This window comes from Corynebacterium faecium (assembly GCF_027257105.1).
Lineage (GTDB): Bacteria > Actinomycetota > Actinomycetes > Mycobacteriales > Mycobacteriaceae > Corynebacterium > Corynebacterium lehmanniae.
Window position 1 is genome coordinate 326,632 of sequence record NZ_JAPYJX010000001.1, and the last position, 12,970, is coordinate 339,601.

At 65.7% G+C, this 12,970-nt stretch carries 11 protein-coding genes and 1 pseudogene; 4 read left to right on the forward strand and 8 right to left on the reverse strand.

The features are described from left to right. Positions 1-679: 679 nt before the first annotated feature. Complete coding sequence (locus O5O53_RS01695) at positions 680-1,471, reverse strand: hypothetical protein (RefSeq protein ID WP_194560160.1); 792 nt, start codon at positions 1,469-1,471, stop codon at positions 680-682. A 398-nt stretch (positions 1,472-1,869) separates the two neighbouring features. Here O5O53_RS01695 and O5O53_RS01700 point away from each other — a divergent pair, with 398 nt between their 5' ends. Next, on the forward strand, positions 1,870-2,802 hold the full coding sequence (locus O5O53_RS01700) for a 1,4-dihydroxy-2-naphthoyl-CoA synthase (RefSeq protein WP_269508443.1): 933 nt from the start codon (positions 1,870-1,872) through the stop codon (positions 2,800-2,802). On the opposite strand, the pseudogene O5O53_RS01705 reads toward O5O53_RS01700, so the two are convergent. Continuing rightward, a pseudogene (locus O5O53_RS01705) lies at positions 2,799-4,163 on the reverse strand (M20 family metallopeptidase). The gene O5O53_RS01700 and the pseudogene O5O53_RS01705 overlap by 4 nt on opposite strands. A 166-nt stretch (positions 4,164-4,329) precedes the next feature. Here O5O53_RS01705 and O5O53_RS01710 point away from each other — a divergent pair. Beyond that, on the forward strand, positions 4,330-5,352 hold the full coding sequence (locus O5O53_RS01710) for a hypothetical protein (RefSeq protein WP_269508445.1): 1,023 nt from the start codon (positions 4,330-4,332) through the stop codon (positions 5,350-5,352). A 7-nt stretch (positions 5,353-5,359) separates the two neighbouring features. On the opposite strand, the gene O5O53_RS01715 is transcribed toward O5O53_RS01710, so the two are convergent. From O5O53_RS01715 to O5O53_RS01735, 5 genes are all read right to left on the reverse strand, one after another. Next, on the reverse strand, positions 5,360-6,775 hold the full coding sequence (locus O5O53_RS01715; RefSeq protein WP_269508447.1) for an ABC-2 family transporter permease: 1,416 nt from the start codon (positions 6,773-6,775) through the stop codon (positions 5,360-5,362). Next, a complete protein-coding gene (locus O5O53_RS01720; RefSeq protein WP_239217581.1) occupies positions 6,772-7,473 on the reverse strand; it encodes an ATP-binding cassette domain-containing protein in 702 nt (233 codons plus the stop codon). The genes O5O53_RS01715 and O5O53_RS01720 overlap by 4 nt, the downstream gene beginning before the upstream one ends. Before the next feature lie 64 nt (positions 7,474-7,537). Further along, positions 7,538-8,176, reverse strand: coding sequence for a response regulator (locus O5O53_RS01725; RefSeq protein ID WP_269027153.1), 639 nt, complete (start codon positions 8,174-8,176; stop codon positions 7,538-7,540). Further along, on the reverse strand, positions 8,173-9,282 hold the full coding sequence (locus O5O53_RS01730) for a sensor histidine kinase (RefSeq protein ID WP_269508449.1): 1,110 nt from the start codon (positions 9,280-9,282) through the stop codon (positions 8,173-8,175). The genes O5O53_RS01725 and O5O53_RS01730 overlap by 4 nt, the downstream gene beginning before the upstream one ends. Positions 9,283-9,337: 55 nt before the next feature. Continuing rightward, positions 9,338-10,327, reverse strand: coding sequence for a hypothetical protein (locus O5O53_RS01735; protein WP_269508451.1), 990 nt, complete (start codon positions 10,325-10,327; stop codon positions 9,338-9,340). A 274-nt stretch (positions 10,328-10,601) separates the two neighbouring features. Between O5O53_RS01735 and O5O53_RS01740 the strand changes: the two genes are divergently transcribed. Both O5O53_RS01740 and menE read left to right on the forward strand, forming a co-directional pair. Beyond that, entirely contained in the window at positions 10,602-11,411 is an 810-nt protein-coding gene (locus O5O53_RS01740; RefSeq protein WP_239307140.1) for a YhfC family glutamic-type intramembrane protease, read from the forward strand. Further along, entirely contained in the window at positions 11,408-12,550 is a 1,143-nt protein-coding gene (gene menE, locus O5O53_RS01745; protein ID WP_269508453.1) for an o-succinylbenzoate--CoA ligase, read from the forward strand. Before O5O53_RS01740 ends, menE begins: the two co-directional genes overlap by 4 nt. Positions 12,551-12,591: 41 nt before the next feature. On the opposite strand, the gene O5O53_RS01750 is transcribed toward menE, so the two are convergent. Then, positions 12,592-12,957 (reverse strand): hypothetical protein, encoded by a 366-nt coding sequence (locus O5O53_RS01750; RefSeq protein WP_269508455.1) that lies wholly within the window; start codon positions 12,955-12,957, stop codon positions 12,592-12,594. Positions 12,958-12,970 lie beyond the last annotated feature (13 nt).

Genomic DNA, 12,970 nt, shown 5'->3' on the forward strand with positions numbered 1-12,970 from the left:
TCTTTATAGGTTGGGGTAGTTATAAAGAGTTATAAAGCAGGCGCATCGGCCAGTTCGCAGGACACTGCCCATCAAAGCAAAGCCGCCTGACTAGAAATGTCCGTGAGTACGATTACCCCATGCTGTACTCCACCGCCCAGCCCTTCGATCTCGCGCAGGGACCAACGGCAGGCAACATAACACTATGGGTCCTTTCAGTGATTCCGTCGAGGTCAGCACAGTTGGAATAACCTGCGACATCGTGAAGGCCCTCGCGTACACGCCCCATAACAATTGATTACGGCGCGGCATCCTCAGCCCATTTATAGAGACGCCCGCTGCCTGCAACGAATGCGTAGAGAAGAATCGGATAGAGCAAGGAAGCCGCAGAAAGTCCCCCCTGCCAAAACCCGATGACACCGGGGATGTACGCCGCAAACAATGGAGCAAAGGAACTGGGCAGAAATCGCCTGGGCTTCGTGCGGGAATACCTGGGAACCAAATAGAAGAGGGCTCCAAACACAATTACGGCTGCGGAGATGCCCCAACAATATTCAGCTGCAGACTGTGCATTGGTAATGCACGAATAAGCCAAGCCCAACGCGGGCACCGTCAGCGCGACCAGCCACGAGAGATTGAGGCCCCTCTCCCGCCTAGTGAGCCTGGCAGAGTGAAGATTTGCTCCAGAGATCGGCATCAGCTAAGCACATCCCTGCGTGTAGTGTTCCGGAGTTACTCCTAACGATGGAGGAGAAACGCTGCCCGTAGCGCCAACTTTGAGCGCGAGACATTTGTCCTGCGCCACCGCCGCTGTTGCCCAGACGGTCACGTTAACACTATTGTCTGCCCACCACGCCCCTAATACCTCGCCGAACGGGGGCGGAACCAGAACCCAGAAAGGTGAAATTGCTGCCCCCGCTGCCGATGAGGCAGCCATTCGCCGAGTTTCTTCCTTGCTGAAGTAAATATGACCGCTGACAATCCCCCAATTCACGCGGGGATCGGCTTCAATGGGATAGGCCACGTCGGGTTGATTCACCTCGACAACTTGGGTGAACGTATCGCCAGCGACTTCGTAGTGGGTGGGGAGCGCCTTTCCGGCAGCGTCGCGCGCCCACGGAGCGTCAATGAGCGCCACATCAGATCCGTCAACTCGGACGAGTAGAGCGCCACTGTTCCGATCGACATGCAGGTCAACCTGACCATCCGCCTCTACCCTGAACGACTTTTGATGTTCCTCTACGGGCGACTCAATACTCCACTCGAGTTGCACCCCCGAAGGAGTATCGATCTTCTCCCCGATCCCACCTCCCGAGGCATTCCGAATTGTAATGCTCTTTGCGGATGGAGAGACGCTACGCGCAGCGTCACTGTTGTTGTTCACGGTTACAATCTGATCTGAGTCGGTGACGTCTTTAGCATTCGCCTTTTCGGTCACAAATCCGCCGGAAAGGATCACCGAAACACTGAGACTTGCGAGCAATTTCTTCATGGACTACTCCTTGTGTCGACGCTAATCCAATACTCACGCATTGAATTAGGGCTGTCCCCAAAACCAGGGACTGCGAGCTCCCTCTCCGAAGAGTCGGCCACTCGACTTAGGTTCTCCAGCCAAGAGGCTAGAACCCACATCCCGCGGGCGCAACCCGATTTTGAAAGTCGGCACTAAAGTAGATAAGAATTGCGTGAGTTTGCGCACGGGTGAGAATGATGGAAGGTATCGTCCGCACCCTTTACACGACAGTGGTGACGCCGTAAGCAAAAACCGACGCGAGCGATGTCGGAAAGGCCGTGGTTTTCACGATTACCCCCCGCCTGAGGTAAGCAATACCTAACTTCGGATTTCTCCACACTTCTGTTGTGAAATTGGCGACACGTAGGATGAGCCGCATGAGCTACTCCACCGCCCAGCCCTTCGACCCCAGCCAGTGGCGCGAGGTCGAGGGCTTCGATTTCACGGACATCACCTACCACCGTCACGTGGGCGACACGCGTGCCGACGGCACCGTGCGCATCGCGTTCGACCGCCCCGAGGTGCGCAACGCGTTTCGCCCCCACACCGTGGATGAGCTCTACCAGGCGTTGGATCACGCCCGGCGCGATCCGTCGGTAGGCGTGGTGCTGCTGACCGGCAACGGGCCGAGCGAGAAGGACGGCGGCTGGGCGTTTTGCTCCGGCGGCGACCAGCGCATCCGCGGGCGCTCCGGCTACCAGTACGCCGGCGGCGAGACCGCAGAGACCGTCGACGAAGCGCGCGTGAAGGCCGAGGGCGGGCGCCTGCACATCCTGGAGGTGCAGCGGTTGATCCGCACGATGCCGAAGGTGGTCATCGCCGTGGTCAATGGCTGGGCGGCCGGCGGCGGGCACTCGCTGCACGTGGTGTGCGACATGACCATCGCCTCGCGCGAGGAAGCCCGGTTCAAGCAGACCGACGCGGACGTGGGGTCCTTCGACGCCGGCTACGGCTCGGCGTATTTGGCCAAGATGGTAGGCCAGAAGTTCGCCCGCGAGATCTTCTTTTTGGGCCGGACCTACTCGGCCGAAGAGATGCAGCGCATGGGGGCGGTAAACATTGTGGCGCCGCATGCCTCGCTTGAGGACGAGGCGATCCAGGTCGCCCGCGAGATCAACGGCAAGTCCCCCACCGCGCAGCGCATGCTGAAATTCGCGTTCAACTTGGTCGACGACGGCCTGATGGGCCAGCAAGTCTTCGCCGGCGAGGCCACCCGCCTGGCGTACATGACCGACGAGGCCGTGGAGGGCCGCGACTCCTTCCTAGAGAAGCGCCCGCCGAACTGGGAGGAATTCCCCTTCTACTACTAGGGCTGCTCGGCCGCGCCGGCGAGCAGCTTCTCGACGGAGATCGCGCCGCCGGCAGCTTCGAACTCCTTCTGCGCGTCGGCTAACAGTTGCGGGTCGTTGAGGATGTCCGCAATGGTTTGCGCCAACCCGACCGCAGCGTCGAACGCGCCCTCAAACGCCTGGTCCGAGATCGCCGCCGCGGCGAAATCGGTGGTGTGCAGCGCTGTGCCCTCCGGCGCGATCTTCACCAGCGGATGGATGCCCGGAACCAGATGGGACACGTTGCCGAAATCGGTCGACGCGGCCTGCGAATCCGGCAGGGTGCCCGCCGGAAGCACGTCTCTTCCGCGTGACGCTTGCGTCGCACCCCACCGCCGGGCAAGCGTCGCGTTGTTGCGGACAGGCAGCGACATCGGATGTTCGTCCCACTGCGCATCTACGGTCGTGCCCGTCATCAGGGCCGCGCCTTTGAGGATGTCCTCCACGCGCTGGCTTAAGTCCATCAGCGTCTCGGTGTAGAGCGAGCGGACGTACATCTGCAGGGTGGCGGTCTCGGGGATGATCGAGGCGCGGGCTCCGCCGTCGGAAAGCACTGCATGCAACCTGTCCGAAGGCGGCATCTGCTGGCGCAGCAACCCTCACGCTTGATAGGCGAGCGTGGCCGCGTCGAGGGCGTTTCGCCCCATGTACGGCTGCATCGAGGCGTGCGCGGGCACGCCGGTAAACGTCGCGGTCAGGGTGCGGCGCCCCACCCACACGTGGGAGACAAGGTCGTAGGAAAACGGGTGGACCATCACCGCGCAATCGACGCCGTCCAGCATCCCGCCGCGGATCATGTACTCCTTGCCGGTGTGCCCCTCCTCCGCGGGGGTGCCCAGGAACACGATCCGGCCGCTGCCGCTTCCCACGGCACCGAGGAAGGCCCCCACCCCAGCGGCCGCAATGACGTTGTGCCCGCAGGCGTGGCCGATGCCGGGAAGCGCATCGTACTCGGCCAGCACGGCGACCGTGGGATGCACCGTCGAGTCGTAATCGGCGCTGGACCATTCGGCCCGCACTGACGTCGATACGCCATGTGCACCGCGTTCCACCTGGAACCCGTGGCGTTCAAGAACCCCGGCGATCACCGCTTGCGCGTGGTGCTCTTCAAACGCCTCTTCCGGGTGGGCGTGCAGGTCGCGAACGATGTGGTCGAGGTCCGCGCGGACCTTTTCCACCCGCGCCTCCGCGTCCTCCCAGGACTGCAGGTGCTCAGGGCTTCTGGTCCCAAGGTTAAAGTCCGGCTCCGCCTCCGCGAGCCGGTCCTGGACGGCTTCATCCATGCGCTCCAAGAACGCGCTGGAGGGGGCGGTCGGTCGGGCGGGTGGGTCGAAAGTAGACATTGGTGCTCAGCAGTGATCTTGTCGAAAAGGACATTTCGGCCGACGGTAACAAAAAGCCCGCGCACCACGTCGGAGCCAATTCCCCCGCTACTATTAGACACCTGTACGGGTATTTCAGGGCGCTTCAAGGTCCGCGGGTTACGCTCCGGGCATGTTGAGACGAACGATGACAGCCACAATCGTCGCCGCCTCGCTGACTCTGGCCGCGTGCGACGGAAACATTCCAGACACCCCGACCGCCGCTGATGCCGCCGATACCTCCGCGGAGGCGGCACCGCCTGCTGATGCCCCCGCCCCTGCTGAGCCTGCGACCCCGCCCGCCGACGATCCCGCTGCCGACCCTGTCGCGCCGGTTGCGGACGAAGACAACCTCCCCGCGCCCCCGCCATCGTCGGCGGTACCCAACAAGCGCGACGCGTACGCCGCAGCACTTGCGGACCCGGCGCAATACTTCGCCGACCAGGACGGCCTCGACGGCACGTTCACCTACGACCTCATCGATGTCGACGGCGACACCGAGCTCGAGCTGCTCCTGCGCGCCGGTAAGGAAGGCCCGGCACCGGTGCGCGTGCTGCAGCTTTTCGACGGCACCCTCACGGCCACCGCCGGCTACCTGGTTGACGCCGCCGGCACCTACCCCACCGTGTTCACCGCCGGCGTGCAGCCGGGACTGACGCAATACGAAACGGACGGCACGACGCTGACCGCGACCCAGTTCGAACTGCACGGCAACCGCCTGGTCAAGGCGTTCGGCCCGGAGGAGACCGTCGTGGGCAACCCGCTAGACGACGCCACCTTGATCCACTGGACCCCCACCACCGACACCGCGCAGCTGGCGGAGATGGACCAGCCCGACCCTCTGAACGTGCCGCGCGAAGGCACCATGAAGCAGGTCTCCGACATCCCGGAGCTCAACGACCAGTCCTACCGCGTGCAGTTCGGCACCCGCGACCGCGGCGGCCGCATCCCGGTGACCTACCCGGACCTCGGCTGCGCGGGCCTCCTCGAGCCAGTGCACGCCTCAGCCGGCGAGGAGATCCAGGACGGCTTCCGCGAGAACATCACGGAAGGCACCTGCGACAACGGCGGCACCTGGCACTTCTCCATCAACGACTCCCGCGAGCGCGCCACCTACAACGCCCCCACCGGGCGCTACCACGCGGAAGGCCCGCTCAACCGCGCGGGTTAAGCGCGGCTCAGCGCCGGACCGGGCGCATCCCGCGCAGTACCCGGAGCAGCACAACCACCACCGCGGCTAGCAGGATTGCGCCAACCGCGAGCGCAACCCACACCCGCGGGCCGGTGGCGGTGACGGGCCAGGCGGGCACCGCGGCGATCCACAGGAAGGACTCCGCCAGCACGTCGCCGCCGATCGTGGCGGAAACAATCGTGACCAGGATTGTCGCCGCCAGCGTCCACATCACGCCGAAGCGCACGGTCACAGCGAGCGCGGCGAGGGTGAGGACGGTGCCGGCAATTGCGGCGAGCACACCAAAACGCGCGCTCCCAGCCACCACACCCGCGAGCAGGCACACAAGCGCAACGATGCTGGTAAACCAGCTCATCAACGCGACGCCGACTCGCGGGTGCTCCACTTGCATCAGCGCCCATGCCGGGCGGATCCGCGGCCACACAAGCGTGGGCAACACGCCCGCGCCTACCGGGAGGATCGCGTACGCGAACAGCGCCTGGCGCACGTCCGCCGGATAACGTATGGCGAACAGCAGCACCAGTGCGGTGAGCACAAGCACCATGCTTAACGACGGCATCCGCCCCGCCCTCGCAACCCCCTTCCACGCGGACACAAACCCGGTGTGCGCGGGCCTCGGCATGGCCGGCCCAGCAGGCGCGGGCGCAACGACTTCGTGGGTGGTGCGGCGCCTAAAAATGGGTCGCGTGCGGCGCGGGGTGAGCACGGCAGCGGCGAATCCGGCCGTGGCTAGAAGCAAGGTGAGCGCGAGCGCAGGAAACGGCGACTCACCAGCCATGGGCGAGGTGTCCTCCAGCGGCAACAGGTTGAAGTGCATCTCCATCGTGGGCAGCGCCAAGCGCGCGGGCCAGGCACCGGGGTTGCACCACCACCAGCTTCGCTCCACGAAGTACCCGAGCTCGATGGTGAACACGAATGCGGCTACGAGCGTCGGCAACAGCCCAACACGGCGGGTGGCCGCGGCTGCCAGGCCCGCGGGGCCCAGCATGCCGAGCCACACAAACGCACCGACGAGCGCGACTTGCGCAGCGCCGTCCAGGCCGAACACTAGCGCCGCCGCAACGGGCACCACGAAGTCCAAAATGACGAACACGGCCAGGGCCAGCCACACCACTGTGATGCGGGCGGCGCGGGTGCCCGTGTAAGAGCCGGGCCGCCAGAGTGTGCCCCCGGCGCGGGTGTCGCGCTCGCGGTTTTCAGCCAGCCCCGCAAACAGCGCCGCTACGGGTGCGGCCATGCCGGTGACCAAAAGCCCCTGGGGATACAGCAGGGACTTCGCGGAGCCAACATCACCGACCAGCGAAAAAGCAGTCAGCAGCAGGCCAAGAAGCAGCCCCGCTCCTGCGAGCCACCACAGCGTTGAGCCTTTGGCGCGGATCCATTCGGCGCGAAGCAGACTCATTTCCTGCCCCCTGCGGTCAAGCGGAAGAAGGATTCCTCCAGGTTCGGGCCCAGCTCCGCAAGTTCTCCGGCGAAGCGGACGTCGCCGCCGGCGATGACGGTGGCGTCGTCCGCCATGTGCAGTACCTCGCCCAACTGATGGGAGCTGACCAGCACAGTGCGCCCGGCGCGGGCGTAGTCCTTCAGGTAGGCGCGCAGGTGGGCGATGCCCTCGGGGTCGAGGCCGTTTTGGGGCTCGTCCAAAATGAGCACCTCCGGCTCACCGATGAGCGACTGCGCCAGCGCCAACCTGCCCTTCATTCCGGTGGAGAAGGTGCCCGCCTTCTTCTTGCCTGCGCCCTGCAGGCCGACGAGTTGGAGCACCCGGTCCGCCTCCGAGTCGGGCAGGCCGAGCAGCGTCGTGTGCACGCGCAGATTGTTGCGCGCGCTCAGGTGGCTGTAGAAGGCGGGGTCATTGATCGAGGCGCCCACGTGCCGCAGCGCCTCGCGGGTGAACGGCTGGCCCATTAGTGTCACCTCGCCCGCGTCGGGTTGGATCAGGCCAAGCAGCACTGACATCAGCGTCGATTTCCCCGCGCCGTTGGGCCCCAACAACGCGTGGACGCGGCCCGGGGTGGTTGTCAGTGAAATATCGCGCAGCACCTGGTGCCCGCCGAACGAAACTGCGACACCGCGGCAGGCGAGTTGTGTATCGGTCATGCCCCTATCGTCCGCGGTGAGCAAGCCTTACACATCGGCCGGCGGGACCACTATCCCTCCTCCTCTAGGAGGAGATGCCGGCGCGTTGCGCGATCAGCGCCAGCGCCACCCGGTCACGCGCGCCGAGTTTGGCCAGCAGACTGGATACGTGCGTTTTCACTGTGGTTTCCGCGATGTACAGCGCGGCGGAGATCTCTGCGTTGGTCGCTCCGCGGCCGATCTCGGCGAGCACCTCACGCTCACGGGTGGTCAGCCCCTCCAGCGCAGTGGCCAACGCCGGGCTACCTGGACCTTCGCGGACCCACTCCATCACCCTGCCGGTCACGCCGGGCGCGAGGACGGATTCGCCGCCGGCCACCGCGCGCACCGCTCCCGCGAGCACGTCCGGCTCTGCGTCCTTGAGCAGGAATCCGTGGACGCCGGCGTCGATGGCTGCGTGGATGAGCGCGTCGTCGTCGAACGTGGTCAGCATGATCACCCGCGGGCCCAGCTCCATAATTGTGCGGGCGGCGGCAATGCCGTCCAGCACAGGCATGCGGATGTCGAGCACGGCGACGTCGATGCGGTGCGCCCGCGCCTTCTCCACCGCCTCCGCCCCATCGGCGGCTGTGGCCGCGACGGTGATGTCGTCTTGCGCGTCCAGGATGGTTTCGAGTGCGCTGAGCAGCAACGGTTGGTCGTCCGCAAGCAAAATCCGGATCATGCCGCCAACTCCGCCCGCACGGTGAATTCCTCTCCTGCCTGCCATGCTTCGAGCGTGCCGCCGGCGCTCGTGGCGCGCTCGCGCAGGCCTTCCAAACCGACTCCGGTGCCGGGCTGCGGGCACACCCGCCCGGTAGAGACCACCTCCACCACAACAGTCTGCCCCGGTGTCACTTTTACAGAGACGACCGGGTCAACTTGGTGACGGGCCGCGTTGGTCAGCGCTTCGGCCACGATGCGGTGGATGGCGAGGGAGGTCACCGGAGGGACGTCGATAGGCGGGGCGTCAAGCGCGACCTGCATGCCGGCGTTGCGAAAACGCTGCACCAGCGCGGGCAGATCCGCGATCCCGGCCACCGGCGCGAACCCGCGATCGCTTTCGCGCAGGCCACGCACGAGCAGGCGGATCTCCGCCAGCGACTCACCTGCGGCGGCGTTGATTTGCTGCAGCGCCTCCCGCTCGCGCCCGGACGCGAGCCCCGCGTTGGCCTGCGCCTTAATCAGAGTCAACGAGTGCCCCAGCACGTCGTGGATGTCCCGCGCGATGGCCTGGCGCTCGTCCACCCGCGCCGCCGCCAGGCGTTGCTCCTTCGCTTCCGCGGCCCTGCGGCGGGCGGCCTCCTCCCCTGCCAGATTCGCACCCAGAAGGTACGCCACTGCGAACGCTGCCCAATGCAGCGCCAGCGTGAGCGCGCCGTCTGCGCCACGGCGGTAGAACAACACGAGTTGTTCGTCCCACGTCCACATAAACGGGGAGAGCAACGCCCACCCGCACGCCGCCGCCAGCACCCCAAGTGCGAAGCGTTTGCCGGCGTACCTGCCGGCGACGAACACCGCCACCGGCACTGCCAGCACCCACAGCGAATACCCCAGATTCACCGGCGCAGCCAGCCACACCAGCGCCCAGGCGGTGTTGAGCACCACTAACGCGGCCGACGCCACCCGCGGCTTGCCGGTGAGCACCGCGAACGCAGCGACGAACCCCCACGACAGCAGCGCCTGCGCCCAGGCGGCGGCGCCCGGGTCGCTGATCGCACTCACGGTGTAGACGGCGGCAAGCACCGCCGCCGCCACCGCGAGCACCGCATCACCCGTCTTCACCTGCACGGGCGTCTAGCTTATCGACGCCTCCGCGCCCCCACATCCTCCCCAAGGAGGAGACCTACTTAGTCAACCCCGGGATCTGCGGAATGGTGGGCAGGCCCTTGACGCCTGCGTTCTGCGGCAGGGCGAACAGCGCACCCAGGGCGGTGAGCACCGCGGCGACGATGCCGATGATCTGCGCCAGCTTGGCGTCGAAGGTCTCCGGTGCCTTTTCGTCCGGTGTCTCCACCGGGTCCTTCGGTGCGGGGCCCGGCTCAGGCGCGGTGTCGCCCAGGTCGGCGTTTTCCAGCTTCGGCGTCTCCGGCAGCTTCAAATCCTGCGTGGGGAAGATGACGTGGCTGGTGCCGTCGTGGCAGGTCTTGGCCTCCTCGAGCGCGTAGTAATACGAGCTTTCCAGCGTGTCCTGGACCTGGCCGAAGTAGGTTGCCTTCATGTTCGCGGCGAACGCGTCGCGCTGCCAACCCTCCACATGTCGCAGCCACTGCGCGGTGTTTTTGCCGGTGCGGCCGAACACGTAATCGTCGCCGAGCGGCTGTGCCTTCGGCACCCCGCCGTCAATGCCCACGAACCAGTCGGCGTTGCCCTTCAGCGCGCGGCCGGCCGGACCCAGCGGGATCTGGGCGCTTTCCTTCATGTCCAGGTAGAAGTCGGCGTCGGTGGTGTGCAGGCCCAGCGGCGCCAGCTTCTCCTTCGCGGCGGCGCGGACGTCGGCGCGGACGTCGCCCTCGGGCGTTTTGTCGTCCCGCAGCAGGCGCAAATGCTTGACGACGTCCGGCTCGGCCACGTAATCGTCGCCAAGCTTCTTAAGCTCTGGGAACGTTGCCTCGAATGCCTCGGTGACCGAGGTGGCGTACATGCCGTGCGTGAGCGTTTTCGCGGCGCGCTCGGCTTGGTTGGCGGGGCCGCGCTCGACGTCGTTGAGCGTGACGCGGCAGTAGTTGGTGCCGTCCTTGGTAAACGGGGTCAAGGTGGCGGCGGTCGCAGTGACAGGGACGGTGAGTGAAAGGGCGGTCGCCGCAGCGACGGCCGGTGCGATGATCTTCCTCATGTCTATGTAATCGGTGGGGAGTGAGACCTGCGTTACAGGTGACCAGGAGCGGGCCTAGCCGGGTCGATGGCTCGATGTCGATACTTCCAGGTCGATAGTTCCAGGTCAGCGCGTCGGGGGTGATTTCGGCCAAAATTCGACGAAACGCTGTGACCAGCAACTATCGACATCGAGATATCGACCTCGCCGCAAACGCCCGTTTATCCGCCCCGTCGCACCGCCCGCTCCACCGCCCACCGCGACCCGCCACGACCGCACCGGTATCGTTTCTGCCATGACGATGGGCCTTCTCATTCTGCAATTCGTCGGCTTGGCCGCTCTCGTGCTGGCCGCGTGGTTCGTGGGGAGGCGCAGGCTCGGCTTCAGGTGGGCGTCGCTCGGCTGGGGCACACTGGCGTTCCCACTGTCCCAGGTGGCCAGGTTCGCGCTGGTTATTCCGCTGCAGTTCCTGTTCAGCAAGACATTCGATCCAGCGACGGCCACCGCCCTGACCACTGCACTGTTCCTGGTCACCTCGGGCCTGTTCGAGGAGACCGCCCGCTGGATCGTGCTGCGTTTCTGGGACAAGAACACCCGCGAGTGGAACGACGGCGTCGGCTTCGGCCTGGGCCACGGCGGCATAGAGGCGCTGCTGCTCTTCACCAACCTGTTCATCGGCAACATCATGCTGCTGACCACCGGCGACGCAATCAAGGCGCAGGCCACCGGAAACGACGACCCCGCCACCGCGCAGGCCATTGCAGAGCAGATTGAGGCGCTGCAGAACATCGGCATGGGAATGATCGCCGCGAGCTGGTACGAGCGCGCGCTCGCGATCGCCGCACACGTGGTGTTCACCCTGATCGTGCTGCGCGCGGTGCGCGAGCGCCGCTGGCAGCTCTGGGCGCTGGCGGTAGTGTGCCACATCGGGTTCAACGCCGTTGCCGTGCTCATCGCGCCCCACAGCGCGCCGGTGATGTACGTGTTGCTCACCGCACTCACAGCCGCGGGGCTTTGGGCGACTATCGACGGCCCGCTGTCGCGCAAGACCTTCGCCCGCACCAACCCCACGACCCCTCTCGAGAACGAAACGCCCGCCAAGTGACCCACCTGCTGGAACTTCTCCCCGTCGACCCCGCCAACCCGCTGGCCATCATCCCCGCGCTGGAAGAGGCGCTGACCGGCCAGCGCACGCTCCTGCCGGTGCCCGCGAACGACCCGGCGCGCACGAACCTGCTGCGCAACACGCTGAAGCCCGGCGCGCCCATCGACGAAGACATCGCCCTGGTCGTGTCCACCTCCGGCTCCACGGGCAAGCCGAAGGGCGCGATGCTCACCCCGGCGAACCTGATCTCGAGTGCGGACGCGACCCACCAGGCGCTCGGCGGTGAGGGCCAGTGGCTGCTAGCCATGCCCGCCGCATACATCGCCGGCCTGCAAGTCCTCATCCGCAGCATGGTCGCCGGTGTGGAGCCCGCGTTCATTGACCTGACCCGCGGCTTCAACGTCGCGGAGTTTGCCGCCCGCGCCCACGAGCTCGCCCAAACCGGCGAGCGCACCTACACTGCCCTGACCCCGATGCAGCTGGCCAAGGCCACCTCCACGCTCAAGGGCATCGACGCGCTGCGAACCTTCAGCGCGGTCCTCGTCGGCGGCGCAGCCACCAACCCGCGCCTGCTCGACTCCGCTAAGAAGCTGCGCATCAACGTGGTCACCACCTACGGCTCCAGCGAAACCTCCGGCGGCTGCGTCTACGACGGCCGCCCCATCGCCGGAGCCCGCGTGAAAATCCAGGACGGGCGCATCCACCTCGGCGGTCCCATGGTCGCCCGCGGCTACCACAACTTCGACTCCCCCGATCTCGCCGGCGGCTGGTTCCGCACCTCCGACGCCGGCGAGCTCAACAGCGGCGTGCTCACCGTCCTCGGCCGCACGGACAACGTCATCTCCTCGGGCGGCCTCAAGCTTCACCCCGAAGTGTTGGAAGAGGAGCTCTTGCGTATCGACGGCGTGACCGCCGCTTGCGTCGTCGGCAAGCAAGATGCCCGCTTTGGCCAGCGCATCTGCGCCGCCTACACCGGCTCCGCGGCAGTGCCGGACATCCTGGACGCGCTGGCTGATGCGGAAGATGCCGGCCGCATCGCGCACTGGCAGATCCCGAAGGAGCTCAAGTCGGTGGCGGCGCTGCCGCAGCTCGGGCCGGGCAAAGTGAACCGCACGGCCGTGCTGGAGTTATTCGACTAATTTAGCCGCCCCTCGACGTATGAGATGCGGTCACCGCCGACTTACCGGTTGGAATGGAGGGACGGTTTTTCGGGGGCCTGCATGTAAGCGGCAACACCCCAAACAGCAACACAGAAAAGAATCACCAGCACAGTGCCTGACCACTCGATGAGTGCCATACCGAATATCGCAAGCGCCGCTATCGAGTCTCGAATAAGAAGTGATTGAGCTGATTGCTGGGTCCCGTCCGCTTTCAACGCGGCCACAGCAACGAAGCACAGTGCCGCAGCGGCCGTGACGGCGAAGAACACACCGGTAACCACAGGTGCATCTGCATAGGTGCCGTCATCGAGGTTGTGGCGTAGCGCAAGAGCAACGCCACCTACTAGCAGCGGACTCCAAAACCGCAGTCCCAGTTTCTTTTGCATAGCGCACGCCCTT